Raw genomic sequence first — 24,247 nt, 5'->3', positions numbered from 1 at the left:
GACCATGAGTACCTATCCCTTGAATGCAACTTCCACCCGCCGCCCACGCCTGCTTGATGGCGCCGGCCTGCGCCGGGCACTGCGCGATGCGGTGGTCAAGCTGTCGCCGCGCCACCTGCTGCACAGCCCGGTGATGGCGGTAGTGATGGTGGGCACGCTGGTCAGCCTGCTGGTCACGCTCACCGGCAACGCGCCGCTGGGCTTCGGCCTGGCGGTGACCGCCATCCTGCTGCTGACCGTGCTGTTCGGCAATTTCGCCGAAGCGGTGGCCGAAGCGCGCGGTCGTGGCCAGGCTGCGTCGCTGCGCCGTGCACGCCAGGACCTGAGCGCACGTCGCCTTGCAGCCGCGCATGCCGGTGCCAGTGAAACCCAGGTACCGGCCGCCGAGCTGCGCCCGGGCGACCATGTGATCGTCAGTGCCGGCGAGCTGGTGCCTGCCGACGGCGAGATCGTGCACGGCCTGGCCACCATCAACGAAGCGGCGGTGACCGGCGAGTCGGCCCCGGTGCTGCGCGAGGCCGGCACCGACCGCAGCGGCGTGATCGGCGGCACCAAGGTGCTCTCCGACCAGATCATCGTGAAGATCACCGCCGAGCCGGGGCACAGTTTCCTGGACCGCATGATTGCGCTGGTGGAAGGCGCCAACCGGCAGAAGACGCCGAACGAGGTGGCCCTGACCCTGCTGCTGGCGGCGATGACGCTGACCTTCCTGGTGGTGGTGGCCACGCTGCCGGCGATCGGTGCGTTCGTCGGGGTGAAGGTCGACCCGCTGCTGCTGATCGCGCTGCTGGTGTGCCTGATTCCGACCACCATCGGTGGGCTGCTGCCGGCGATTGGCATTGCCGGCATGAACCGTGCGCTGGCCGCCAACATCCTGGCCAAGAGCGGCAAGGCGGTGGAAGTGGCCGGCGACGTGGACGTGCTGCTGCTCGACAAGACCGGCACCATCACCCACGGCGACCGCCAGGCCAGCCACTTCCACGCGCTGGCCGGAATCGAGGCGACCCAGCTGCGCGAAGCGGCGCTGCTGTCCTCGCTGGCCGACCCGACCCCGGAGGGCAAATCCATCGTGCGCCTTGCGCGTGAGCAGGGTTGCACCACGAGCGAGCCTGACAAGGCGGAGTACCTCGCCTTCAGCGCGCAGACCCGCATGTCCGGCGTGGACCTGGACGGCGGCCGGCGCATCCGCAAGGGCGCCGCCGATGCGATCACCGCGTATGTGCGTGAGCTGGGCGGCAGCGTGCCGGCCGAGCTGGCCGGGCGGGTGGAACAGGTGGCGCGAAATGGCGCGACCCCGCTGGTGGTATGCGAAGGGCGCCACGTACTGGGCGTGATCGAGCTGAGCGACGTGGTCAAGCACGGCATGCGCGAGAAGTTCGCGCAGCTGCGCGCGATGGGCATCCGCACGGTGATGATCACCGGCGACAACCCGCTCACCGCTGCGGCCATTGCGGCCGAAGCGGGCGTGGACGACTACATCGCCGAGGCGCGCCCGGAAGACAAACTGGCCCGGATCCGCGCCGAGCAGGCCGGTGGACGGCTGGTGGCGATGGTCGGCGACGGCACCAACGATGCGCCCGCGCTGGCCCAGGCCGACATCGGTCTGGCGATGAACTCCGGCACCCAGGCGGCGAAGGAAGCCGGCAACATGGTGGACCTGGATTCGGACCCGACCAAGCTGCTGGCGGTGGTGGAAGTGGGCAAGCAGCAGCTGATCACGCGCGGCGCGCTGACCACGTTCTCGCTGGCCAACGATGTCTCCAAGTACTTCGCGATCCTGCCGGCGTTGTTCGCGGCGACGTTGCCGGCGATGGCGACGTTGAACGTGATGCAGCTGTCCAGCCCGCGCAACGCGGTGCTGGCGGCACTGATCTTCAACGCGCTGGTGATTCCGGCCCTGATTCCGCTGGCGCTGCGCGGTGTGCGCTTCCGCCCGGCCACGGCCACCGCGCTGCTGCGCCGGAACATGCTGGTGTACGGGCTGGGTGGCGTGCTGCTGCCGTTCGCGGCCATCAAGTTGATCGACCTCTTCCTCTTCTCGGTATTCGGCGCATGAACCGCTCTGCTGCTGTTTCGCTTTCCCCTCCGGCGCGTACCCGCGCCGCTGTTTCCGTCGCCCTGCAGCACCGGGGTGCACTGCGCCCGGCCATTGGGCTGGGTGTGGCCAGCCTGCTGGTGCTTGGGCTGGCGTATGCGGTGGGCACGACGACGGTCAGCCGCGCCCTGTTCCCCGCGAAGGCCGACGGCAGCCTGCTGGTCGTCGACGGCCAGGTGCGAGGTTCGCGCCTCGTCGCGCAGCCGTTTGCCGGGGACGGCTACTTCCAGACCCGGCCCTCGGCCGCCGGCTACGACCCGATGGCGGCGGCGGGCAGCAACCTGGCCCGCAGCAATCCGGCACTGCAGGAACGCGTGCGTGAGGCTACGGCGGCGGTCGCGCTTCGCGAGGGCGTGCCTACCAGTGCCGTACCCGGCGACCTGGTGACCCAGTCCGGTGCCGGCATGGATCCGGAGATCTCGCCACAGGCCGCAGCCGTGCAGGTGGCGCGGGTGGCGCGTGCGCGAGGCATGGACGCCGCGCAGGTAGAAGCCTTGGTGGCCGCGCAAACGGAGGGGCCGCAGTGGGGGGTGTTCGGGCAGCCACGGGTGAATGTGATGGAGCTCAATACGGCGTTGGATCACACTCTGCACCCATGACCGATTCCCGTACACGACAGGCCGATGCACTGGTGGAGAGCCTCCAGCGCGAGGCCGGTGGCAAGCTGACCGTGTTCCTGGGCGCCGCGCCCGGGGTGGGCAAGACCTACAGCATGCTCGGGCGCGCGCACGAGCAGCTGCGCCGGGGCGTGGACGTGGTGGTCGGGCTGGTGGAAACCCACGGCCGCGCGGAAACGGCCGCGCTGCTGGACGGCCTGCCGCAGGTGCCGCTGCTGCAGCGCGCGTACCAGCAGCATGCGCTGCAGGAAATGGATTTGGACGCGGTGCTGGCGCGCCACCCGGCGCTGGTGCTGGTGGACGAACTGGCCCACCGCAACGTGCCGGGCAGCCGCCACGAGCGGCGCTGGCAGGACGTGATGGAACTGCTGGACGCCGGCATCGACGTCTGGACCACGATCAACATCCAGCACCTGGAAAGCCTCAACGACGTGGTGATGCGCATCACCGGGGTGCGGGTCAGCGAGACCGTGCCCGATGCGGTGCTCGACCGTCTGCACGACATCGTGCTGGTCGACCTGCCGCCACGCGAACTGATCGAGCGCCTGCAGCAGGGTAAGGTGTACGTGCCAGAGCAGGCCGCGCAGGCGTTGCAGGCGTTCTTCTCGCCGGCCAACCTGACCGCGCTGCGTGAGCTGGCCATGCAGGAAGCGGCCGACCGGGTCGACACCAGCCTGCGCGAGACCCGCGCCGCACGCGGCGAAGGCAACCTGCCGCTGCGGCGGCGGGTGCTGGTGGCGATCGATGGCGGCGGCCAGAGCGAGTACCTGGTGCGGGTGGGCCGGCGCATCGCCGAACGGCGCGATGCGCCGTGGACGGTGGTGACCGTGCAGCGACGCCGCGAGGACGAAGGCACCCGCCGCGAGATCGACGCCGCGTTCGCGCTGGCCCGGCGGTTGGGCGGCGAGGCCGAGCTGCTGCACGGGCCAAGCATTGCCGACGCCCTGCTCGACCATGCCGCACACAACAGCGTGTCCACCCTGGTGCTGGGCCGCACCCGTGAGCGCCCATTCGCGCGCATGCTCAACCGCACCCTGACCCAGCAGCTGATCCAGCGCGGCGCGCACTACGAGATCACCATCATCGGTACTCCGCAGGCGCGCGCGCATGCGCGTCGCCATGGTCTTTCGATGCCGACCCTGAGCACCGGCCGCGATTCCCTGCTCGCCCTCACCGCGACCGCGCTGGCCTGCCTGGTGGCGCTGGTGGCCGAGCGCTGGGTGGGGCTGTACGACCTCTCGATGGTGTTCATCGTGGCGGTGGTGGTGGTGGCTGCACGCAGCCGTACCAGTGCGGCGGTGATGGCGGCGGCGTTGTGCTTCCTGGCCTACAACTTCTTCTTCATCTCGCCCCGCTTCACCTTCGCGATCAGCGCGCGCCAGGGCGTGATCACCGTGTTCCTGTTCCTGGTGGCGGCACTGGTGGCCGGGCGGCTGGCCTCGCGCCTGCGCATGCAGGTGGTGGCGCTGCGCGCGGCCAACCGGCATGCCAATGCACGCCAGGTACTGGGCGGGCAGCTGACCCGCGCGGCCAGCAACGAACAGGTGGCGCAGGCCGGGCGCGAGGCGCTGGAACAGGCGCTGGATGCACCGGCCTGGCTGCGCATCGGCGCCGACACCAGCACCAGCGGCAGCGCCGCGCCGGGCGACACCGACCTGGCCGCCGCCGACTGGGCGCAGCGCCATGGCCAGCCCAGCGGCCGCTTCACCGACACCCTGGCCGGCGCGGACTGGTGGTTCCTGCCGCTGCTGGACGGCGACGACCGGACCATCGGCGTGGCCGGCATCCGCTTCCCGCGTAGTGCGCCGCGGCTGACCCCGGAGCAGCGCCAGCTGGCCGAAGCGATGGTGGACGACATCGCGCAGGCGGCGCTGCGCACGCGGCTGGTTGCCGATCTGGAAAAGGCGCACGTGAGCAACGAGACCGAGCGGCTGCGCTCGGCACTGCTGTCCTCGGTGTCGCACGACCTGCGCTCGCCGCTGGCGGCGATGATCGGTTCGGCCGACAGCCTTTCCAGCTACGCCGATGCGATGGACGCGCGCGACCGGCGTGCGCTGCTGGACACCATCCTGGTGGAAGGCGAGCGGCTGGACCGCTACATCCAGAACCTGCTGGACATGACCCGGCTGGGCCACGAGGGCCTGAAGATCAACCGCGACTGGATCGGGGTGGACGAGCTGGTGGGCTCGGCCGCGCGCCGGCTGCAGCGCTACCAGCCGGAGGTGCGGCTGCAGCTGGACATTCCCGGCACGCTGGCACCGATCTGGGTGCATCCGGCGCTGGTGGAACAGGCGGTGTTCAACGTGATGGAGAACGCCGCCAAGTTCTCCCCGCCCGGCGCGGCGGTGGAAGTGCAGGCGCGGCTGGTGGACGGCGAGCTGCGCATCGACGTGCTGGACGCCGGCCCGGGCATTCCCGATGACGAGCGCGCGCGCATTTTCGATATGTTCTACAGCGTGGAGCGCGGCGACCGCGGCCGGCATGGTACCGGGCTCGGGCTGACCATCACCCAGGGCATGATCGGCGCGCACGGCGGCAGCGTGCAGGCGCTGCCGGGGCGCGACGGACGCGGTACCCTGATCCGCATCACGCTCCCGCTGCTGCAACCGCACCCTGCCGATGACCACGACGAATCCTGACGCCTCCCACGGCGTGCCACCGGCGCGCGTGCTGGTGATCGACGACGAAGCGCAGATCCGCCGCTTCCTGGAGATCAGCCTGCGCGCGCAGGGTTACCGCGTGCTGCAGGCGGCCACCGGGCAGGACGGGCTGGAGCAACTGGTGGGCGAAGGCGCGGACCTGGTGATCCTGGATATCGGCCTGCCCGACATGGAAGGCCACCAGGTGCTGGCCGAGCTGCGCCAGTGGAGCCAGGTGCCGGTGATCATGTTGACCGTGCGCGCCAGCGAAACCGAAAAGGTGCTGGCGCTGGACAACGGCGCCAACGACTACGTGACCAAGCCGTTCGGCACCCAGGAGCTGATGGCGCGGGTGCGGGCGCTGCTGCGCACGCGCACGGTGTCGGCTGACGGGGTGTTGCCGCAGTTCGACGACGGCCACCTGCATATCGACCTGGTCCGCCGCGAGGTGCACCTGGACGGCGCGCCGGTGGCGCTGACCCGCAAGGAGTACGCGTTGCTGTCGCTGCTGCTGCGCAACGCCGGCCGGGTGGTGACCCAGCCGCAGATCCTGGCCGAAATCTGGGGGCCGACCCACCAGCACGACACGCATTACCTGCGCATCCTGGTGGGCAAGCTGCGCCACAAGCTGGGCGATTCCGCGCTCGATTCGAAGTACCTGTTCACCGAACCGGGCGTGGGTCTTCGATTCAAAGGGTAATGCCGGCCGCTGGCCGGCGCCTCAGAAACCCAGCTCAACCCCAGGCAGCAACGGCTGCAGCTGTTCGCGGAACAGCGCCTTGATGCGCTCCAGCGCCGCCTCGTCGTTGCCCTCGAAGCGCAGCACCAGCACCGGGGTGGTGTTGGAGGCACGCAGCAGCCCCCAACCGTCCGGGAAGTCGGCACGCAGGCCGTCGATGGTAGACAGGCGCGCGCCGAAGAACGGTGAGTCGTCCGCCTGCGCGGCAGAGACGAACAGCGACACCAGTGCATGCGGGGTGCCGTTCTCCACCGGCACCTTCAATTCCGGCGTGGAAACGCTGTCGGGCAGTTCATCCAGCACTTCCGACGGCGTCTCCTCGCGCTGGGCCAGGATTTCCAGCAGGCGCGAGGCGGCATACAGGCCATCGTCGAACCCGAACCAGCGTTCCTTGAAGAAGAAGTGGCCGCTCATCTCGCCGGCCAGCTCGGCGTCGGTCTCGCGCATCTTGGCCTTGATCAACGAGTGCCCGGTCTTCCACATCATCGGGCTGCCACCATTGCGCAGCACGTAGTCCGACAGCTTGCCGCTGCACTTCACGTCGTAGATGACCAGCGCGCCCGGATTACGCTGCAGCACGTCGGCCGCGAACAGCATCAGCAGGCGGTCGGCGTAGATGATCTTTCCTTCCTTGGTGACCACGCCGAGGCGATCGCCGTCGCCGTCGAAGGCCAGGCCGAGGTCGGCGTCGAAGCGCTTCACGGTCTGGATCAGGTCTTCCAGGTTGTCCGGGTCGCTCGGGTCCGGGTGATGGTTCGGGAAGGTGCCATCCACGTCGCAGTAGAGCGGAATGACTTCAGCACCGATCGCCTCCAGCAGCGGCTGCGCCAGCTCACCGGCCACGCCGTTGCCGGCGTCGGCCACCACCTTGATCGGGCGGTCCAACTGCACGTCGTCGGCGATGCGCTGGATGTAGTCGGCATTGACGTCGCGCTGCTGCAGGCTGCCCGGCGTGGCGGCCACGTGCAGCTGGCCGTCGCGGATGCGCTGGTACAGCTCGGTGATGGCATCGCCGGAAAGGGTTTCGCCACCGACCACGATCTTGAAGCCGTTGTAGTCGGGCGGGTTGTGGCTGCCGGTTACCGCCACGCAGCTGCCCGCGCGCAGGTGATAGCTGGCGAAGTACACCACCGGGGTCGGCGCAAGGCCGATGTCGATGACGTCGCAGCCGGCGCGGCGCAGGCCTTCGATCAGGCTGGCGCTGAGCTCCGGGCCGGACAGGCGGCCGTCGCGGCCCACCACGATGTCGCGCAGTCCCTGCACCTGCAGCACCGAGCCGATGGCTTGGCCGATCAGCACTGCAACCTGCGGGGTGAGCTCGCGACCGATCACGCCGCGGATGTCGTAGGCGCGGAAGATGCCTTCGGCGACCTCGTTGCCGGGACCGCTGGGCAGCGGCGGCGGCGCGCCCGCCTCACTGGCTGCAGATGTCGCTTCCGGCACGGGGTCGAGTTCCAGGCTCTCGCGCAGGGTCGGGCCGTGTTCGCCTTCGGCCACCTCGGTGCGGCGGCGCGGCAGCTTCACCTTGCCCTTGCCGAACTGCAGCATGCCGGCAATGGCCAGCAGCAGCACGGCCACGATGAACGACGGGATCGCGCCCAGGCCGAGCGGGCCCGGTTCGACGTCCGGCACCGCCGCCGACAGGCGCAGGCCGGTCTTGCCGATCGGCCGGGCCAGGCCTTCGGCGCCCTGCGACAGCGAGGTGTCGCCCTGTTCGATGATGTTGTGCCCGCCCTGGCGCAGCGCCAGGTAGCCGGCCGACGGCACCCGCACCTTGTCGAAGGTGTCGGTCAGGCGCAGCAGCGGCTGGCGGACATAGATGACAGCAGGTCCCTGGTTGCCCAGCTGCACCGGCACGGCCAGGCCCAGGCGCTGGCCCCCGGCGTCGCGCACCACGCGCGCGGTGACGGTGTCGCCGGCAATGGCCGCTTCCATCAGTGCCAGGCGCGCGTAGCCGAAGGTTTTCGGGTCGGCATAGGCCTGGTCGAGGTCGGTGGTGAACACCTCGACCTCTTCGGTGCCCGGCCAGCCCTCGCGCACGGCCAGCGCAGTGGCATCGGCGTCGCCGGCGGCCAGCGCGGTGCTGACCCGCTCGCTCTTGACCAGGGTCCGCAGCTGCGTGGTCTGTCCGTTGAGCGCGTTCTGCACGCCCTGCACGATCTCGTCGCGGGACTGCTCCAGCGCCTGCCCGGTCGAGGCCTGTCGCCATTGGCGCACCCCGCTCCAGGCAAACCACACCGCCATCAGGGCCAGAAGGCCCACCAGCACCAGCCCGTTACGCTTGCTTGTCAGTCGCGGCTGTCCTTCCGCCGTTGCCTTGCTCATCGGTGTTACCCCCTGTCAGCGCACCCCGGTATGGCCGAATCCACCCGTTCCCCTGGCGCTGTCGGTGAAAGTATCCACTACCTGCAGGTCCACGCGTGCAATCGGCAGCACGACCAACTGTGCAATACGGTCACCGGGCTGCAGCGTGAAGGCCTCGCGGCCACGGTTCCAGGCGCTGATCAGCAGCGGTCCCTGGTAGTCGGCATCGATCAGGCCGGTGCCGTTGCCCAGCACGATACCGTGCCGGTGCCCGAGCCCGGAGCGCGGCAACACCACCGCGCACAGGTTCGGGTCTTCGATATGGATGGCGATACCGCTGGGAATCAGCGCGGTGTCCCCCGGCTGCAGGGTCAGTTCGGTTTCCAGCGCGGCGCGCAGGTCGAGGCCGGCGCTGGCTTCGGTGGCGTAGGCCGGCATGGGCCACGTGTCGCCGAAGCGTGGATCGAGCAGCTTCACCTGCAGCGGCTGCAGGGACGGGGCTTGGGTCATGCGTGCAACCTCTGGGCAATCAGGGACAACAGTTGTTCGGCCAGCAGCGCCTTGGTGGTGCCGGGGAAGACCTGCTCCCCGCCCTGCCAGTACGCCGTAGCAGCATTCTCGTCGCTTTCGAAGCCACCGGTTGTGATGCCGACCTGATTGGCGATCACCAGGTCCAGCCGCTTGTCGACCAGCTTGCCGCGCGCGTACTTCTCCACGTCGTGGGTTTCAGCGGCAAACCCGACCACCAGCTTGAGCGCGTTGGTCTGCGCGGCCACCTCGGCCAGGATGTCGGCCGTACGGACCAGTTCGAGCGTCAACGTCTGCGTACCTGCCGTCTTCTTCAGCTTCTGGGGTGCGATCTGGCGCGGGGTGTAGTCCGACACCGCGGCCGCCCCTATATAGATGTCGGCCGGTAGCGCGTCGAGCACGGCGCTGCGCATCTGTGCGGCCGAGCGCACGTCCACCCGCTGCACCCCGGCCGGGGTAGCCAGGTGCACCGGGCCGCTGACCAGCACCACCTGGGCGCCCTGGCGCACGGCGGCCGCGGCCAGCGCGTAGCCCATCTTGCCGCTGCTGCGGTTGCCCACGTAGCGGACCGGGTCCAGGTCTTCATAGGTGGGACCGGCGCTGATCACCACGCGCAGGCCCTTCAGTTCCTGGGCGACCTCGGGGGCGGCCGGGTCCCGCAGGCTGGCCAGCGCCGCCACGATGGCATGCGGCTCGGTGAGCCGGCCGGGGCCGGATTCGCCTTCGGCCAGCGGACCGTCTTCCGGGCCGATCACCTGGGCACCGCGCTCGCGCAGCAGGCTGATGTTGGCTTGGGTGGCCGGGTGCAGCCACATGCGGTGGTTCATCGCCGGGCACACGGTGAGCGGCGCGGTGGTGGCCAGGCACAGGGTGGTGACCAGGTCGTCGGCATGGCCGTTGGCCAGGCGCGCCAGCAGGTCGGCAGTGGCCGGGGCCACCACGATACGGTCGGCCCAGCGGGCCAGCTCGATATGGCCCATGGCCTGCTCGGCCGCGCTGTCCCACAGGGTGGTGCGGGTCGGCTGGCCGGACAGGGCCTGGAAGCTCAGCGGGGTCACGAACTGCTGGGCGCCGGCGGTCATGGCCACCTGCACCTGGGCCCCGGCGTCGCGCAGGCGTCGCACCAGCTCCAGCGACTTGTAGGCCGCGATGCCGCCACCCACGCACAACAACAGCTTCTGGCCTGCCAGCGGGCGCGCCTGCGCCGGGGAAGCCTGGGGGGAGTCAGCCACCTGCGGAATTCCTGTCTATCTGAGGCGGGTAGCTTACCCGATGCTCTGTTGCGGCCCTGATGCGCCAGGGGCATGAGAACGGTGTTTTTTGTCATGAGCGGGGCGGGGCGATGGCGTCGTGGAACTGCGCTGAAGTCGCCGGGGAGACTCGGGATCCCGGGTCGTTCACTCCATATGGCCGGGGTCCTGTCGGTCGGATCGGGTAATTCGTCGCAGGCGGGATGCGGGCCGCACCGCACCGGACGCAGGATGACGCTGACCGGAATCGTCCATACCGCAAGGAACGCGCCATGCACCCTGCCCTGCCGAAGCTGCTTTCGCTCCTTGTTCTCCTCCCCGCCGCAGCCGCGAGCGCCTCGCCTCCGGCAACCGGGGCCGATGCCTGCGGGCTCGCCCATCAGCCCATTGCCGACGCCTTGGTGCAGGTGCCGTTCGAAAGCATCGATGGGCGCATCTACGTGCAGGCACGGGTCAACGGCCAAGGACCGTACCGGTTCGCTGTGGACACAGGCGCCAGCGGCATCGGGCGGGCGGACATGCGCCTGGTCACGGCGTTGGACCTGCCGCGGCATGGGGAAACCACCACTTCGGACGGTGTGACCAAGGCCGGCGTGGACACCGTGCGGCTCGATGCGCTGGAACTGGGCGATGCGGTGCACCGGAACGTGGAAGTGATCGCCCGCGACTACAACGCACGCAACGCACCCGAGGCCGCGTTCGACGGAATCCTCGCCCGCGACTTCTTTGCCGACGGCCTGCTGCGGATTGATTACCCGAACAAGACGTTGGCGTTCACCCGAGCACTGAAGCTGGACCCGGCTGCCGCCAATGCCCTTGCCTATACACGGGCCTTCCGCATTCCGGTATCGGTAGGTACGCACACCTTCGTTGCCCAGCTCGACACCGGCGCCAACGTCGGCTTCGTGCTGCCACAGTCCGCTTACGAACAGGTCTCTGAGCAGCCGTTGGGCGAGGCGGTCCTTTCGCAGCTGACCAACGGCCAGCTGGAAAGCTGGCGTGGGACGGTCCAGCAGCCTATCCGCGTAGGACAGGTAAGCCAGGCCCAAGCGGAGGTGCGCGTCTCGCCGAAGTACCCGGAAGTGCTGGTCGGCGCGCGTGCGCTGCAGAACGCGGTGGTGTTGATCGACCAGAGAAGCCAAGTAGTGGCCGTGTGCCGGTGAGCGAAAGGTGCAGTTGTCGCTGATCGCGCGCTAGGCGACGCCAGTTCCGACACCTCTGCTTCCGGAGCAATAGATTTTTCCAATACTGCGACGGCAGTCCAGCGTCTGCCTGCAAACCGCTCGTAGACTTCGCCGCCGACCGATGAGCGGTCTTTCTGAATCAGGCGCCGATGATAAAGAGAGTCAAGACAAACTCGCTTGCGTACACAATACCTGTGGGGTTGATTCCGAGCACCGGAGTGATCTCCGATTGCCACCGACGACATGACGCGGCAGTTTCCTATGTTCGCCTTCCTGCACGCCCCTCCACACTACCCACACGCCAGTTGCAGGCGAATCGCCGGGCTCGAACCCGGTCACGGACGCAAATGATGCGTCGCCAAAATGGAGAGTGAGCGATGAACGTACTCAACGTTGGTTTTTCTACTGCCGATATCCTTGGCATCAACGCGTTCCATCTGGAGCAGGTTTCACAGCATGGACCTCGGGAACTGAGCTTGAGTGAGTTGGAGCTGGTAGGCGGGGGAGTTAACTGGAGTCAGGTCGGTCAGGCGGCCACCATCGGAGCCGTCGCAGGCGCCATTGGTGGCGGTGTGACGGGCGCCATGGCCGGGGCATTTCTGGGAGGCCTTGGTGCGGGCCCCGGAGCTTTGGCTGGGGCAGGGCTCGGTGGAATAGGCGGAGCGGTGACTGGCGCTGTCACGTCCATCATGGTTCAGTACATGGCCAATTGATAGACGACTGAACAGAGCATTCTGCTCGCGCAGGATCACCTTGATCCTGCGCGGCTCCCAAGAATCTTCAAATTTCCTGTGGTGATTCCTTGGGCGTGCCGCTTCAGTCTTCGTGGGTGTACATCCTTCTACTAAAGACTGCTCTTGACCAACTTTGACTGGAGATTTCCGTGAACAGACAGATTTCTGCACTGATCATAAGCGCGCTAATCGGCGCCAGCTGTGCGGCGACGGCGACGTTGCTGGGCGCTTCGATCCAATTGTCACTCCCTATTTTCGTTGGATGCCTCTCTGGCGGCATGGGTGTCGCCTACATGAAGAAAAACTGACTGCCTCGAGAGGCAGACTCAAAGTTTGCTGCCTGTGTCAACGGTTCCACTGTGGGTTGATCAGCTTTTGCAGGCTAGAGTGTGAAAGGGACGCAGCGCGGGAACTTGGCAATCTGTCCAGTATCCACACGCACCGTGACTGCTAGCATTGGTCCACTCAATCAAGGACCGATGCCCGTGGCCACCTCGTCTTCGTCTGTTGTTCTGGATGACTTCCCTACCTGCGAGAACGCCTTCGCCGAGATCGAGCGGCTGGTTCTCTCGGGCGTGCACCCGGACCGTATCCGGCTGCGCCACAACGAACGTGCCCTGTACTGGGTCTGCAACAACAGCATGCTGCACAGCGATGGCCCGGATGTGGCCACGGTGACGCGCCGCCTCGATGCGCATGTGGCCTTGGTCTCCCTGCTGCTGGAGCGTGGCGCGGACCCGAACAAGGCCGCCGGCCGCGGCGCCACCCCGCTTTCCACCACCTGCCGCGATTTCATCTTCGGCCCGACCGCGCAGGCACTGGAGAAGCTGCGCCTGTTGCTGGCCGCCGGTGCGAACCCACGCCTGACCAAGGACTCCCCGATCTGCACCGCGATCGGCCTGCGCGAAATGCGTGGCGAGGTGTTCAACAGTGCGTTCGAGCAGGACGCGGACTCGGCAGAAATGGCGCTCATCTTCCAGGCCGTCGACGCACTGCTGCAGGCCGGCGCCAGCATTGAAGCCATGGACCACCGTCAGATGTATACACCGGTGCTGATGGCTGCCTACATGGGAAGTGCGCCCCTATTGCGCTTCCTGGCCGAGCGCGGCGCCAACGTGCATGTGGTCAATCCCACCGGCTCCAACGCCCTGATGTACGCGGCCGGCGATGTGGACGGGCTCAAGGCAAGCCGTGGCGGCTTTTCCACCACCTGGCACCGCCTGGGCGATCCCGTGGCTGCCACTCGTCTGCTCCTCGAATGGGGCTTGGATCCCGCAGCTGCCAACGAACGCGGCCGCACGCCACTGACACTGGCCTTGAACGCAGGCAACGAAGACGTGGCGATGGCCCTGGCTGAGGCGCTCTCCGCACAGGGCAAGCTCCTGAAAGCCGACGTCCGCCGCTTCAAGGGAACGGCATTCGAGGAACAGGCAGCCGCATTGGGCACGACCGGACGCACCAGCAAGCCGCCCAGGAAGCAGCCCAAGCCCGAAGGCGTCGCCCAGGCGGCTTCGTGGGCCCGAGCCCGCCAGGAGTTGAATCATCCGGAAGCGTGGAAGCGACCCGCCTGGTTCTGTGAGTTCAACAAGGCCTTGTTCGAGCACCTGGCCAGCGATCCCCATCCCGCCATTCCGTCGCAGCGGCTGTATGCCGATTCCACCGACACGATGCGCACACTGCGCTTGTCGAAGACCAAGGACTGGATCAGCCGCAGCGGCGTGGTGACGGTGCAGCCGGATGTGTTGAACTGGAACACGTTGCGGATCAGTTACTCGCAACTGGACGGCGACGACCTGGCCTGCCGCGAGGAGATCGTCATGTCGATGTCGCCGGAACAGAAGCCGAGCGTGGGGGCGGTGGCGGACGTGGTGGGGCAAATGAGTGCGCGCTACTTCAAATTGCCTGGCTGATCCTTCAGCAGCGCACGCTGCTTCTGGCTCTGCTTGCATGGGAACTTACCGGACGGCGCGGCAGTTCCCTATATCCGCTGTGCGGCACGTGGATCAACACTGCCGGCATGGCAATCAAAGACTGGCCCGAGGACGACCGACCTCGCGAGAAGCTGCTGGCGCGCGGTCCGCGCGCATTGTCCGAATCGGAACTGCTCGCGCTGTTCATCGGTAGCGGCAGTGGCGGGATGGATGCGGTGCAGAGTGCCCGGCGACTGCTGGACGAACATGGCCCGTTGCGCCGACTGCTCGATCTGGATGCGGCCACGTTGATGAAGCTGCCGACCATGGGTCCGGCCCGCGCCTGCAAACTGGTCGCCGCACTGGAACTGGCCAGTCGCCACGTCATGTCCGACCTGGAACGGGGCGACAGCTTCTGCGACCCCGACTCGGCTGCGCGCTTCTTCAAATTGCGGCTGCGACCGCGCCCGCAGGAGGTGTTCGCGGCGCTGTTTCTGGATACCCGCAACCGAACCTTGGCCTACGAGGAGCTTTTCACCGGCACCGTGGACGAGGCAGCCGTGTACCCACGCGAGGTGGTCCGCCGGGCCCTGCTGCACAACGCGGCGGCGGTGATCGTCAGTCACAACCACCCGTCTGGACGGGCCGAACCCTCGGCGGCCGACCGTCAGATCACCCACCAGCTCCACCAGGCCCTGGCGCTGGTGGGCATGCGGCTGGTGGACCATATCGTCGTGGGGGATGGCCCGGCGGTTTCCATGGCCCAGCGGGGGTGGCTGCGGGCCGGCCCCGCCCCCTGAGCTGAACGGCCTGCTCAGCCCCCGGCCCCAGTAGCACCTAAAAACCCGGCCCCCCGGGCCTTCCCGACCCCCGCTCTGCCCCGGTTCAATGGATCGGGGCGCCTTCTGGGCTAAAATTACCGATTCCGCCGCTCCAGTCCCAAAGCAGGCCTTGTGAAAAATCTCCTCCGCGCCCTGATCAGCCAGGGCATTGAAGCCTTGCGCGCCAACGGCACCTTGCCGGCCGATACCCTGACCCCGGAATTCGTGGTGGAACGCCCGAAGACCCGCGAACACGGTGATTTCGCCACCAATGCCGCGATGCTGCTGGCCAAGCCGGCGCGCAGCAACCCGCGCGCCCTGGCCCAGGCGCTGCTCGATGCGCTGCCCAAGAGCGACGACGTGCTGCGCGTGGAAATCGCCGGCCCGGGCTTCATCAACTTCCACCTGGCCCCCAGCGCGTACCAGCGCGAAGCGACCAGCGTGCTGAAGGAAGGCGCCGAATACGGCCACAACCTGAGCGGCAACGGCCGCACCGTGGGCGTGGAATACGTTTCGGCCAACCCGACCGGTCCGCTGCATGTCGGCCATGGCCGCGCGGCGGCAATCGGCGACAGCCTGGCACGCCTGCTGGAAGTGAACGGCTGGAACGCCAAGCGCGAGTTCTACTACAACGACGCCGGCGTGCAGATCGAGAACCTGGCCCTTTCCACCCAAGCGCGCGCGAAGGGCATCAAGCCCGACGACGCCGGCTGGCCGGAAGGCGGCTACCGCGGCGACTACATCGAAGACGTGGCCAAGGCCTATCTGGCCGGCGCCACCGTGGAGCTGGAAGGCCATTCGGTGGTGGGCGAGCGCGACCCGGACAACCTGGACGCGATCCGCCGCTTCGCGGTGGCCTACCTGCGCAACGAGCAGAACCAGGACCTGGCCGCATTCGGGGTGGATTTCGACATCTACTTCCTGGAAAGCTCGCTGTACAAGGACGGCAAGGTTGAAGAGACCGTGGCCCAGCTCAATGCGGCCGGCCACACCTATGAGGAAGGCGGCGCGCTGTGGCTGCGTTCGACCGACTTCGGTGACGACAAGGACCGCGTGATGCGCAAGTCCGACGGCACCTACACCTACTTCCTGCCGGACGTGGCCTACCACCTGAGCAAGTGGCAGCGCGGCTACGAGCGCGCGATCACCGAGCTGGGCGCGGACCACCACGGTTCGCTGGCGCGCGTGCGCGCGGGCCTTCAGGCGCTGGACGTGGGCATTCCCAAGGGCTGGCCCGAGTACGTGCTGCACCAGATGGTGACGGTGATGCGCGGCGGCGAGGAAGTGAAGCTTTCCAAGCGCGCCGGCAGCTACCTGACCCTGCGCGACCTGATCGACGAAGCCGGCCGCGACGCGACCCGTTGGTTCCTGATCGCGCGCAAGCCCGATTCGCAGCTGACCTTCGATATCGACCTGGCCCGCCAGCAGAGCAACGACAACCCGGTGTTCTACGTGCAGTATGCGCACGCCCGGGTCTGCAGCCTGCTGCGCCAGGCGCAGGAGAAGAAGCTGTCGTACACCCCGGCCGAAGGCATGACCGGACTGGCGTCGCTGACCGACGAACCGTCGCTGTGGCTGATGGTGGAAATGTCGCGCTTCCCGGAAGTGGTGGAAGCGGCCGGCGTGGCGCTGGAACCGCACCTGGTGGCGCAGTACCTGCGTGAATTGGCGCATGCCTTCCACACGTGGTATCACGGCACCCAGGTGCTGGTGGCTGACGACGCCGAGCGCAATGCCAAGCTCACGCTGGCGTGCGCGGCGCGCCAGGTGCTGGCCAATGGCCTGAACATCCTGGGCGTTTCCGCCCCGGAAAAAATGTAAGCAGTGGAGAAGCAGTAAATGGCAGCACGACGCGGCAAGAGCCAGGCGCGACGCAACACCAGCCAAGGCACGCCCGGATGGGTATGGCTGGTGGCCGGTGTGGCGATTGCGGCCGTGGTGTTCCTGGCGGCACCGAACCTGTTCAAGAACGATGGCGACGGCTTCCTGCGGGTAGGGCCGCAGCCCGACCCGAACGCGCAGCCGGCCCCGGTCAGCGACGCCGACACCGACGCGGGCACCGAACTGCCCAAGCCGGGTGCGGCCAAGCCTGCCGAACCGGCCAAGCCGGCGGCGACGCAGTACGACTTCTACACCCTGCTGCCTGGCAAGGAAGTGGAAATGTCCGACGCGGAGCTGGCCGCCAGCGCGCGCGCGGAAGAGCAGCGCAAGGCCAAGGCTGAAGCACAGCGTGCGCAGGCTGCGCTGGAAGGCCGCCCGGTACCGGCGGCCGCAGCGGCTCCGACTGCTACTGCTGCGACCGCAGCCACCACGACCGCCGCGCCGGCCCCGTTGCCGGCGCCGGTGACCGAGCGCCCGGCTGCCGCGGCAGCGCCGAAGCCGGTTGCAGAGGCAGCGACGCCCAAGCCGGAAGCGACGACCACGGCTGCAGCCACGCCGGCAGCCGCCGCCCAACCGGCGGCCAGCAACGTGCGTTACATCCTGCAGGCCGGTGCCTTTGGTGCGTCGGGTGATGCGGAAGCCACCAAGGCAAAACTGGCGATGATCGGCCTGGCTGCACGGGTGGAGTCTGCCCAGATCAACGGCAAGACGGTCTACCGCGTGCGCATGGGCCCGTATGGCAGTGCCGGCGAACTGGCTGAAGCCAAGCAGAAGCTGGACGGCACTGGTTTGCAGGCGATGGCGATCAAGGCGCAGTAACCTTGAGCCCTGAAAAAGCCCCGCACTGCGGGGCTTTTTTTTTGCGGCTATGCTGGCGCTCCACGTCATGGAGAGCACGCATGGGTACCTCTGAAGGCAACGATCGCCGCATCGACAACATCGAATTCAACGTGGGCGACATTGCCCGCAGCAAGGCGTTCTACGGCACGGTGTTTGGCTGGACCTTCACCGACTACGGCCCGGGCTACACCGAGTTCAACGACGGACGATTGCGCGGTGGGTTCACCACCGATGGGCCGGCCCGCAGCGGTGGGCCGCTGGTGATCCTGTATGCGGATGACCTGGAGGCCACCCAGGCACGGGTGGAAGCGGCCGGCGCGAAGATTTCCACGCCGACGTTTGAATTCCCGGGCGGGCGGCGGTTCCATTTCAACGACCCGGATGGGTATGAATTGGCGGTGTGGACCGCGGCTTAGTCGCGCGCCACCTGGAAACCGGCGAAGGACTGGCTGACCGGCATCACTTCAAGGCGGTTGATGTTGAGGTGGGCCGGCAGGTTGGCTACCCAGAGGATCTGCTCGGCGATGTCGTCGGCGGTCATCGGGTTGGCACCGGTGTACAGCGTGTCCGAAGCGGCCTGGTTGCCGTGGGTGCGGACCAGGGTGAATTCGGTTTCGGCCATGCCCGGTTCGATGGTGGTCACGCGTACGCCGGTACCGTGCAGGTCCGAGCGCAGGCCCAGCGAGAACTGGCTGACGAAGGCCTTGGTGCCGCCGTAGGCGTTGCCGCCGGGGTACGGGTACACGCCAGCGACCGAGCTGATGTTGATGATCGCGCCCTTGCGCGCCACCAGCTGCGGCAGCAGGCGGTGGGTCAGCGTGACCAGCGCGGTCACGTTGGTGTCGATCATGGTGCGCCAGTCTTCCAGCGACGCGCTCTGCGCCGGGGCAGTGCCCTGGGCCAGACCAGCGTTGTTGACCAGCAGGTCGATGTCGGCAAAACCGGCCGGCAGCGCGGCCAGCGCAGCGTCCATCGCGGCGGTGTCGCGGACGTCGAACACGGCGGCGTGCACACGCTCGGGGCCGTAGGCGTCGACCAGCGGCTGCAGCCGTTCGGCGCGGCGCCCGGTGGCGATGACACGCCAGCCGGCCTGGGCGAAACGATGGACGGCGGCGGCGCCAAAGCCGGACGTGGCGCCAGTGATCAGAGCGGTACGGGTCATCGCGGGTCTCCGTGGGATTCCCGGCCATTTTCGCACCCTGCGCGCCGCTGTGTTGGCGCGCGCTGGCGGATCAGCGGATCCGGAACACGCGGGCCTTGGGCAGGTCTTCGTCCACCTGCAGGAACCAGCGCCCGGCGATGCCCGGTACCACCACGATGGCCGGGTTGGCACGGCTGGCCTTGAGCTTCAGCTCGCCCTTGAGCACCTGCCACTGCTGGCCGTTGTCCAGGGTGAACACGGTGCCCGGCTGCCAGCCGTCGACCTGGCCGGTGACGTTGGCATGGATGGGACCGTCGTCCAGGCCGGGGAACATCGGCGCCGGGGTGGGCGCGCCGGGCAGCGGCGCCGAAGCAGCGGCCGGGTCCATCGGGGCGGACGCCACCGAGGCCGGCGCACGGGCATCGGCCTCGCGCAGCAGGCGGTTCAGGGTCTGCAGCTGGGCGGGAGTGAGCCCCACTTCGGCCAGCTGCTGCGGGTCCACGCGCTGTTCGATCGCCACATACGGGGCCTGGGCCGAGGCCGTCGCGGCCAGCCAGACCATGCCCACACCCGCAAGAACCTGCCACCTGCGCATTGCCCGCTCCACTGCCTGAAAGTACCTGAGGAGCGCACTGTGCTTCACTTTCGTGGCAGTCAGATGACAGGCCAGATGCCGGTTTCCGGGGCAGCGGCCCGGCTGGGGGTAAAATGGCCACCAGCCACGCAGCCGCGATGGCGGTATTGGACGTCCCCCATGATCAACAATGATGTACTGCGCAGCATCCGTTACATGCTCGATCTCAGCGACGGCAAAATTGCCGAGATCTGTGCCTTGGCCGACCCGGCGTTCGTGGTCGACAAGGCCAACGTGCCGGGCTGGCTGCGCAAGGAAGACGAGGAAGGCTTCGTGGCCTGCGACGATCGCAGCCTGGCGCATTTCCTTGACGGCCTGATCGTGCTCAATCGCGGCCGCGATGAAAGCCAGCCGCTGCGCCCGGTGGAAAAGCGCATCACCAACAACCTGGTGCTGAAGAAGCTGCGCGTGGCCTTCGAGCTGAAGGACGTGGACATGCACGCGATCTTCGAAAGCGCCGGTTTCCCGGTGTCCAAGCCGGAATTGTCGGCGCTGTTCCGGCAGCCGGACCACAAGAACTTCCGTGCCTGTGGCGACCAGTTGCTGCGCAACTTCCTCAAGGGGCTGACCCTGCGCGTTCGCGGCGGTTGATTCAGAACGCGGTCTGCACCGCGAACTCCACGCGCGACCCGGCGTTGCCGCCGAACAGGCGTTTGGCGGCACGGTCGGTGTCGTGCGCGGTGAGGCGAAGTTCCCACGGGCCGTGCACGGTCCAGATGGCGCTGAGCTGGCCATGCAGGTAGTCGTCTGCGTAGGCGCTGTCGAGCCAGTACTGGCCGACCGCGCCTTCCAGGCGCCATTGATCATTCAAGGGCAGCCGTGCGCCCAGCTGCGCGTAGGTTCCGGTGCGGCCACTGGCCAGTGCATCGTCCGACACGCCCACGCTGACCCACACCCGCTCTTTCCAGGTCAGGGTGCTGTTGAGCTCGGTCCAGTCCAGGTCCACGTCGGTGGACGGATACAGGTAATGGGTGAGATTCACGTCCAGCGCCCAGTCCGGCGCCAGCTGACCGCTCCACCCGGCCACGAGATCGAACTCGCTGCGTGCACCGGCGTCCGGTTCGAACGACACCCCGGAACCCCACATCGAGGCGTACCAGCCCGGCTCGCTGGCCAGTTTGATACCCGCCTGCACCGCCGGGTCTTCCAGGGTCTGCGAGCTGCCGCGCCACACATAGTCCGAGGTCAGCGTAGCGTTGCCGCTCACGCCGGCCAGGGCCGACCCACTCAGGGCCAGGCCCACCACCAGCGTACCCATGCGGCGCAGCGCGCGCCGTGCATCCAGCATTTCCACCACGTCTGCAACTCCAGGAAACGGCCTCGCCGTTGAAGCGCACAGTGTGGTGAGCGGGACCGTAAAGGCGCCATGCGGCGCAAGCGGGGCGCGCGCAAATTCGGCGTAAAAGCTGCCTACCAGGCCTTCAGCCGGGCCGCGCTATCATGACCGCCCTGACTGACCTGCAGCGAGTATGGCGTGGACGCGATCCTGACCCCGGTATCGATTGGCGAGCTGATCGACAAGATCACCATCCTGGAAATCAAGGCCGAGCGCATCACCGATGCGGGCAAGGTCGCCAACGTGCGCACCGAACTCGATGGCCTGCTGCCGCTGTGGCAGGAACAGGTCGGCGCGCAGCCGGGCCTGGCCGCGCTGAAGACGCAGCTGAAGGAAATCAACGAGCGCATGTGGGTGATCCAGGACCAGCTGCGCGACAAGGAAGCAGCGCAGGTGTTCGACGATCAGTTCATCCAGCTGGCGCGTGGGGTGTACGGCACCAACGGCGAGCGGGTGAAGGTGAAGAACGAGATCAACCGGATTGCGGGGTCGCAGCTGGTTGAGGAAAAGCAGTACCAGGGCGAGTGATTTGCCGTGCTGCGGCAGCCACGCAGGGCGTGGCTCTACCCGCAGGATGGCATCACCCCGGTAGAGCCACGCCCTGCGTGGCTGCTCCGGAATGCATCAACCAGACGTCGAAAGCCGCGCCAGGCCCGCGGTAGCGGAGCGCGTAAGCGGCGCAGGCAACGCATCAAGCTGGAACCAGTCCAGCGCCAGTATCGCCTCCGGCTCCAGGTGCATGGCCTGTGCGTCGGCCGGTGCACGCACCAGGTAGACCGGGGCGACCCAGTGCTGGCCCAGCGCAGGCTCGAAATGGTCCACCACGCACAGCAGCCTTTCCACGCTTACCTTCAGGCCGGTCTCTTCCAGCACTTCGCGCACCATTGCGTCTTCGACCTTCTCCATCCAGTCGACCTTGCCGCCGGGCAGGCCCCAGTGGCCCTGTTCGGGCTGACGCCCGCGCTGGACCAGCAGGATCGCGCCGTCGGCGCGCTGGATGACGGCGCCGCAGCCGACGCGGGGTTGCTGCAACGGGATGGACTCAGACATGGAGATCTCCGGAAGTCGCCGCATTATCGCCCCGGCGCGCGCATAAAAAAGGCCCGGCAAGTTGCCGGGCCCCTGCCGCTACGCCGGTACCGCGCGTAGCGAAGCGATCAGACGCCGCTTACCAGCTGAAGCGCGGGCCGACCGACCATTCCTTGTCACCGTGGCGATCCATCTTGATGTCGCCGTTGATGCCCCAGTTCTGGTTCAACTTCACCTGGCCACCCAGGCGGCCGTAGAAGGCGCCATCCGGGTTGATGCCGTGCTTCTTGCTGTAGTCCTCGTAGCCGGCCATTGCATAGACTTCGGCGTGCTGGCCGAACGCGGTACGGATACCGGCTTCAGCGCTGTAGCCGTTGAAGTCCAGGCCTTCCTTCGGGTCGAACTTGTTGTAGGCAACGCGGCCCACGAAGTCGGTGCTGGTGGCAATGGCCTGGTTGTAGCCCACGCCGACGCGCCACTGGTCGATCTTGAAGTCGCCGATGTCGGTCTTCTGCTGGTTGAACTCACCGAAGGCATGGAAGTTCGGCAGGAAACCGTACGAACCCTTTACACCCCAACCGTCAGCCTTGCCACCGTCGGCATCGGTCTTGACGTAATCGCCTTCGGCGTAATTGTAGGACAGGCCTTCGGCAGCGGAAGCGCCGAACGGCAGGGCGGCGGCCAGCGCCAGGGCAATCAGGGAAGTCTTCATGGGGGTACACCTTTTCTTGTTCGTTCGTGCAGTGGCGCAAGCGGCTTCTGCATCGGGAATGTAAATTCTCCGTTATTCGACACAACGCGCCCTGAAGTGTGCCGCTTTCAACACCGTCGATTTTGGGCAACGGTTCAGTTGCGCTCTGGCATACGCGCGCGCTGCATTTTTCAGGTGTTTTGTGCGTGCACGAACATGCATGAACCGCGCGTGGACACCGCGCAGGAAGTTGATTGAAGCAAGGAGAAAAGGGAAATCTGGTCACGACGATACCCTTGCGGGGCGTCGCGCGTTGGGGAAGCCGCTCTTGGGGAGTAGTCGGCGAACGCGCCCATTTTCCGTAGTGCACCGGCTGACGCAGCTGGGGCGTCACACCGCAGGTCTCTTGGGGAGCGTCCTGCCCGGCCACTGAATAGTGGGCTGAATCGGCGCCCATTAACATCAGAATGTTCCCCACTGATGTTAGGGATTTTCTGACCCTGACTGGCAAAAACGGGTCGATTCCGTCGCGCAACCCCTTGATTCTTCGTGATGACACCGCGTGCACACGTGGTCGTCACCGGATCTGACGGATCCAGAGCGCATTGTCGATTTCCCTCACTCCCCCGCGTCGTACCCATTGAAGGTGCCCATTCCGGCGCACCGGTTACCGGAGGCTGCAGATGTCCTATATCGACGGTTTCGTACTGGCCGTACCCACCACCAACAAAGAGAAGTTCATCAAACACGCCAATGAAGGCGATTCGGTGTTCATCGAATTTGGTGCCACCCGCGTCGTGGAATGCTGGGGCGACGATGTCACCCACGGCAAGCAGACCGACTTCTTCCGCGCCGTGGAAGCCAAGGACGATGAGACCATCGTGTTCTCCTGGATCGAATGGCCGGACAAGGCCACCCGCGATGCCGGCATGGAGAAGATGATGAAAGACCCGCGCATGGACCCGGCCAACAACCCGATGCCGTTCGACGGCAAGCGGATGATCTATGCGGGCTTCGTTCCGATCGTGGAATTGCACGGCAAGAAGTAACACGCCATCAGGCAGCGACGACGACGCATGCAGCCACCGCCTTGGTCAGCGGGTGTGGCTGCCGTCGTCGTCCGTGCGGTGGCCCATGCCCATGCCTGCGCCACCGCCACCCATTCCTCCCATACCGCCACCGCCACCACCGCCGCCCCGTCCGCCAGCGCGGTCGTCACCGCCAGCCTTGCCGCGCGCGCCACCCGGCGCAGGCCGGGCGGGCCCCTGGCGTGGAATGGTCACGCTTGCAGGAATCGGTGCCAGGTCGAGGGCTTCGCGGATGAAGTCGCGCAGCGACACCACCAGCTCGGCGGTGGGCACGGCGCGGCCTTCGGCCAGTTCGTTGGCGGCATGCGCGGCCAGGCGAACCTGCTCGTCGGTGCCGAGCAGCACGATGTCGGAGAGGGCCGCTTCCACGGCATCGCGTATGCGGCGGGCGCGGTCGCTGCCGGCACTGACCGGGAGGTCCAGGCCTTCGTCGCTGTCTGCTTCCAGTTGCCGCAGGTCGCGCAGGTGGCGCGGGTCAACGTGCAATGCCCCGGTGAATGACCCACCCAGGGTCTTGTAGGCGGCAATCAAGGTACGCAGCCGCTCGTTGATCTGGCGGTTCTCGCGCTCGCGGCGCTGCTGCAGGGTCTGCATGAAGAGCAGGCGGATACCCACGCCTATGAGCGTAATGACGGCCAACCCGACCAGGGTCGAGAGCATGGCCTGCCAGGAGCTGAAATCCAGGTTGCGCATGGTGTGCAGACTCCCTGTCGTACCGGCGGGAAAGCCTCTGCGTTTTACCGGACACCGCGTCGCCGCGGCGTGTTGGCGCTGGAGCTCACGGCG

24 protein-coding genes are annotated in these 24,247 nt (G+C 67.2%); 15 read left to right on the top strand and 9 right to left on the bottom strand.

Going from position 1 to position 24,247, the window contains the following annotated elements; translation table 11 throughout:
• The first annotated feature begins 4 nt into the window (after positions 1 to 4).
• Genes kdpB through PDM28_RS01890 form a run of 4 tightly spaced genes read left to right on the top strand, consistent with a single transcriptional unit; the run spans position 5 to position 6,051 of the window.
• Positions 5 to 2,056, top strand: coding sequence for a potassium-transporting ATPase subunit KdpB (kdpB, locus tag PDM28_RS01905; RefSeq protein WP_311183594.1), 2,052 nt, complete (start codon positions 5 to 7; stop codon positions 2,054 to 2,056).
• A complete protein-coding gene (kdpC, locus tag PDM28_RS01900; protein WP_311183593.1) occupies positions 2,053 to 2,694 on the top strand; it encodes a potassium-transporting ATPase subunit KdpC in 642 nt (213 codons plus the stop codon). Before kdpB ends, kdpC begins: the two co-directional genes overlap by 4 nt.
• Positions 2,691 to 5,351, top strand: a complete 2,661-nt coding sequence (locus PDM28_RS01895) for an ATP-binding protein (protein WP_311183592.1) — start codon at positions 2,691 to 2,693, stop codon at positions 5,349 to 5,351. The genes kdpC and PDM28_RS01895 overlap by 4 nt, the downstream gene beginning before the upstream one ends.
• Positions 5,332 to 6,051, top strand: a complete 720-nt coding sequence (locus tag PDM28_RS01890; RefSeq protein ID WP_102946998.1) for a response regulator transcription factor — start codon at positions 5,332 to 5,334, stop codon at positions 6,049 to 6,051. Before PDM28_RS01895 ends, PDM28_RS01890 begins: the two co-directional genes overlap by 20 nt.
• Before the next feature lie 21 nt (positions 6,052 to 6,072).
• Here the strand turns inward: PDM28_RS01890 and PDM28_RS01885 are convergent, their stop codons facing one another.
• The 3 genes from PDM28_RS01885 to coaBC are packed head-to-tail and all read right to left on the bottom strand — an operon-like array spanning position 6,073 to position 10,154.
• The gene (locus PDM28_RS01885; protein WP_311183591.1) at positions 6,073 to 8,415 is read right to left on the bottom strand and encodes a phosphomannomutase/phosphoglucomutase; all 2,343 of its coding nucleotides are present in this window, start codon (positions 8,413 to 8,415) and stop codon (positions 6,073 to 6,075) included.
• Positions 8,416 to 8,430: 15 nt separating this feature from the next.
• Positions 8,431 to 8,904, bottom strand: coding sequence for a dUTP diphosphatase (gene dut / locus PDM28_RS01880; RefSeq protein WP_311183590.1), 474 nt, complete (start codon positions 8,902 to 8,904; stop codon positions 8,431 to 8,433).
• Positions 8,901 to 10,154 (bottom strand): bifunctional phosphopantothenoylcysteine decarboxylase/phosphopantothenate--cysteine ligase CoaBC, encoded by a 1,254-nt coding sequence (gene coaBC / locus PDM28_RS01875; RefSeq protein WP_311183589.1) that lies wholly within the window; start codon positions 10,152 to 10,154, stop codon positions 8,901 to 8,903. The genes dut and coaBC overlap by 4 nt, the downstream gene beginning before the upstream one ends.
• 290 nt (positions 10,155 to 10,444) lie before the next feature.
• Here coaBC and PDM28_RS01870 point away from each other — a divergent pair, with 290 nt between their 5' ends.
• From PDM28_RS01870 to PDM28_RS01835, 8 genes are all read left to right on the top strand, one after another.
• Complete coding sequence (locus PDM28_RS01870) at positions 10,445 to 11,335, top strand: aspartyl protease family protein (RefSeq protein ID WP_311183588.1); 891 nt, start codon at positions 10,445 to 10,447, stop codon at positions 11,333 to 11,335.
• Between the two features lie 398 nt (positions 11,336 to 11,733).
• Complete coding sequence (locus tag PDM28_RS01865) at positions 11,734 to 12,069, top strand: hypothetical protein (RefSeq protein ID WP_311183587.1); 336 nt, start codon at positions 11,734 to 11,736, stop codon at positions 12,067 to 12,069.
• Between the two features lie 170 nt (positions 12,070 to 12,239).
• Positions 12,240 to 12,398, top strand: coding sequence for a hypothetical protein (locus PDM28_RS01860; protein ID WP_311183586.1), 159 nt, complete (start codon positions 12,240 to 12,242; stop codon positions 12,396 to 12,398).
• Positions 12,399 to 12,575: 177 nt separating this feature from the next.
• Positions 12,576 to 14,000: an ankyrin repeat domain-containing protein gene (locus PDM28_RS01855; protein ID WP_311183585.1), complete on the top strand. Its 1,425-nt coding sequence runs from the start codon at positions 12,576 to 12,578 to the stop codon at positions 13,998 to 14,000.
• 107 nt (positions 14,001 to 14,107) lie between these two features.
• Positions 14,108 to 14,800, top strand: a complete 693-nt coding sequence (gene radC, locus PDM28_RS01850; RefSeq protein ID WP_311183584.1) for a RadC family protein — start codon at positions 14,108 to 14,110, stop codon at positions 14,798 to 14,800.
• Positions 14,801 to 14,953: 153 nt separating this feature from the next.
• Positions 14,954 to 16,642, top strand: a complete 1,689-nt coding sequence (gene argS, locus PDM28_RS01845; protein ID WP_311183583.1) for an arginine--tRNA ligase — start codon at positions 14,954 to 14,956, stop codon at positions 16,640 to 16,642.
• Positions 16,643 to 16,660: 18 nt separating this feature from the next.
• Entirely contained in the window at positions 16,661 to 17,521 is an 861-nt protein-coding gene (locus PDM28_RS01840; RefSeq protein WP_311183582.1) for an SPOR domain-containing protein, read from the top strand.
• An 80-nt stretch (positions 17,522 to 17,601) separates the two neighbouring features.
• The gene (locus PDM28_RS01835) at positions 17,602 to 17,958 is read left to right on the top strand and encodes a VOC family protein (protein WP_311183581.1); all 357 of its coding nucleotides are present in this window, start codon (positions 17,602 to 17,604) and stop codon (positions 17,956 to 17,958) included.
• Here the strand turns inward: PDM28_RS01835 and PDM28_RS01830 are convergent.
• Both PDM28_RS01830 and PDM28_RS01825 read right to left on the bottom strand, forming a co-directional pair.
• Positions 17,955 to 18,704, bottom strand: coding sequence for an SDR family NAD(P)-dependent oxidoreductase (locus PDM28_RS01830; protein WP_311183580.1), 750 nt, complete (start codon positions 18,702 to 18,704; stop codon positions 17,955 to 17,957). The genes PDM28_RS01835 and PDM28_RS01830 overlap by 4 nt on opposite strands.
• 70 nt (positions 18,705 to 18,774) lie before the next feature.
• A complete protein-coding gene (locus tag PDM28_RS01825) occupies positions 18,775 to 19,278 on the bottom strand; it encodes a hypothetical protein (RefSeq protein ID WP_311183579.1) in 504 nt (167 codons plus the stop codon).
• Between the two features lie 159 nt (positions 19,279 to 19,437).
• Here PDM28_RS01825 and PDM28_RS01820 point away from each other — a divergent pair, with 159 nt between their 5' ends.
• The gene (locus PDM28_RS01820) at positions 19,438 to 19,908 is read left to right on the top strand and encodes a YehS family protein (RefSeq protein ID WP_311183578.1); all 471 of its coding nucleotides are present in this window, start codon (positions 19,438 to 19,440) and stop codon (positions 19,906 to 19,908) included.
• Between the two features lies 1 nt (position 19,909).
• Here PDM28_RS01820 and PDM28_RS01815 read toward each other — a convergent pair whose 3' ends face one another.
• Positions 19,910 to 20,605: a TorF family putative porin gene (locus tag PDM28_RS01815; RefSeq protein WP_425507653.1), complete on the bottom strand. Its 696-nt coding sequence runs from the start codon at positions 20,603 to 20,605 to the stop codon at positions 19,910 to 19,912.
• Positions 20,606 to 20,791: 186 nt separating this feature from the next.
• On the opposite strand from PDM28_RS01815, the gene PDM28_RS01810 reads away from it, so the two are divergent.
• Entirely contained in the window at positions 20,792 to 21,181 is a 390-nt protein-coding gene (locus PDM28_RS01810; protein WP_070208576.1) for a DUF6165 family protein, read from the top strand.
• Between the two features lie 96 nt (positions 21,182 to 21,277).
• On the opposite strand, the gene PDM28_RS01805 is transcribed toward PDM28_RS01810, so the two are convergent.
• Together PDM28_RS01805 and PDM28_RS01800 are read right to left on the bottom strand one after the other, a co-directional pair.
• The gene (locus PDM28_RS01805) at positions 21,278 to 21,703 is read right to left on the bottom strand and encodes an NUDIX domain-containing protein (protein WP_311183577.1); all 426 of its coding nucleotides are present in this window, start codon (positions 21,701 to 21,703) and stop codon (positions 21,278 to 21,280) included.
• A gap of 118 nt (positions 21,704 to 21,821) precedes the next feature.
• Positions 21,822 to 22,394 (bottom strand): OmpO family porin, encoded by a 573-nt coding sequence (locus tag PDM28_RS01800; RefSeq protein ID WP_311183576.1) that lies wholly within the window; start codon positions 22,392 to 22,394, stop codon positions 21,822 to 21,824.
• A 662-nt stretch (positions 22,395 to 23,056) separates the two neighbouring features.
• Between PDM28_RS01800 and PDM28_RS01795 the strand changes: the two genes are divergently transcribed.
• Complete coding sequence (locus PDM28_RS01795; RefSeq protein WP_311183575.1) at positions 23,057 to 23,422, top strand: DUF1428 domain-containing protein; 366 nt, start codon at positions 23,057 to 23,059, stop codon at positions 23,420 to 23,422.
• Between the two features lie 45 nt (positions 23,423 to 23,467).
• Here the strand turns inward: PDM28_RS01795 and PDM28_RS01790 are convergent, their stop codons facing one another.
• Positions 23,468 to 24,154 carry a hypothetical protein gene (locus tag PDM28_RS01790; protein ID WP_311183574.1) on the bottom strand — a complete coding sequence of 229 codons (687 nt, stop codon included), beginning with the start codon at positions 24,152 to 24,154 and terminating at the stop codon, positions 23,468 to 23,470.
• Positions 24,155 to 24,247 lie beyond the last annotated feature (93 nt).

Origin of the sequence: Stenotrophomonas aracearum (genome assembly GCF_031834615.1) — a bacterium.
In the GTDB taxonomy this organism is placed as follows: Bacteria; Pseudomonadota; Gammaproteobacteria; order Xanthomonadales; family Xanthomonadaceae; genus Stenotrophomonas; species Stenotrophomonas aracearum.
The sequence above is the reverse complement of the archived record's forward strand: the minus strand, read 5'-3'. Positions and strand labels throughout refer to the sequence as shown.

Bases quoted from the DNA above. Each gene is read 5' to 3' on its own strand.
- kdpB (WP_311183594.1), top strand. From the start codon at position 5: ATGAGTACCTATCCCTTGAATGCAACTTCCACCCGCCGCCCACGCCTG.
- kdpC (WP_311183593.1), top strand. From the start codon at position 2,053: ATGAACCGCTCTGCTGCTGTTTCGCTTTCCCCTCCGGCGCGTACCCGC.
- PDM28_RS01895 (WP_311183592.1), top strand. From the start codon at position 2,691: ATGACCGATTCCCGTACACGACAGGCCGATGCACTGGTGGAGAGCCTC.
- PDM28_RS01890 (WP_102946998.1), top strand. From the start codon at position 5,332: ATGACCACGACGAATCCTGACGCCTCCCACGGCGTGCCACCGGCGCGC.
- PDM28_RS01885 (WP_311183591.1), bottom strand. From the start codon at position 8,415: ATGAGCAAGGCAACGGCGGAAGGACAGCCGCGACTGACAAGCAAGCGT.
- dut (WP_311183590.1), bottom strand. From the start codon at position 8,904: ATGACCCAAGCCCCGTCCCTGCAGCCGCTGCAGGTGAAGCTGCTCGAT.
- PDM28_RS01870 (WP_311183588.1), top strand. From the start codon at position 10,445: ATGCACCCTGCCCTGCCGAAGCTGCTTTCGCTCCTTGTTCTCCTCCCC.
- PDM28_RS01865 (WP_311183587.1), top strand. From the start codon at position 11,734: ATGAACGTACTCAACGTTGGTTTTTCTACTGCCGATATCCTTGGCATC.
- radC (WP_311183584.1), top strand. From the start codon at position 14,108: ATGGCAATCAAAGACTGGCCCGAGGACGACCGACCTCGCGAGAAGCTG.
- PDM28_RS01840 (WP_311183582.1), top strand. From the start codon at position 16,661: ATGGCAGCACGACGCGGCAAGAGCCAGGCGCGACGCAACACCAGCCAA.
- PDM28_RS01835 (WP_311183581.1), top strand. From the start codon at position 17,602: ATGGGTACCTCTGAAGGCAACGATCGCCGCATCGACAACATCGAATTC.
- PDM28_RS01830 (WP_311183580.1), bottom strand. From the start codon at position 18,704: ATGACCCGTACCGCTCTGATCACTGGCGCCACGTCCGGCTTTGGCGCC.
- PDM28_RS01825 (WP_311183579.1), bottom strand. From the start codon at position 19,278: ATGCGCAGGTGGCAGGTTCTTGCGGGTGTGGGCATGGTCTGGCTGGCC.
- PDM28_RS01820 (WP_311183578.1), top strand. From the start codon at position 19,438: ATGATCAACAATGATGTACTGCGCAGCATCCGTTACATGCTCGATCTC.
- PDM28_RS01815 (WP_425507653.1), bottom strand. From the start codon at position 20,605: ATGCTGGATGCACGGCGCGCGCTGCGCCGCATGGGTACGCTGGTGGTG.
- PDM28_RS01805 (WP_311183577.1), bottom strand. From the start codon at position 21,703: ATGTCTGAGTCCATCCCGTTGCAGCAACCCCGCGTCGGCTGCGGCGCC.
- PDM28_RS01800 (WP_311183576.1), bottom strand. From the start codon at position 22,394: ATGAAGACTTCCCTGATTGCCCTGGCGCTGGCCGCCGCCCTGCCGTTC.
- PDM28_RS01795 (WP_311183575.1), top strand. From the start codon at position 23,057: ATGTCCTATATCGACGGTTTCGTACTGGCCGTACCCACCACCAACAAA.
- PDM28_RS01790 (WP_311183574.1), bottom strand. From the start codon at position 24,154: ATGCGCAACCTGGATTTCAGCTCCTGGCAGGCCATGCTCTCGACCCTG.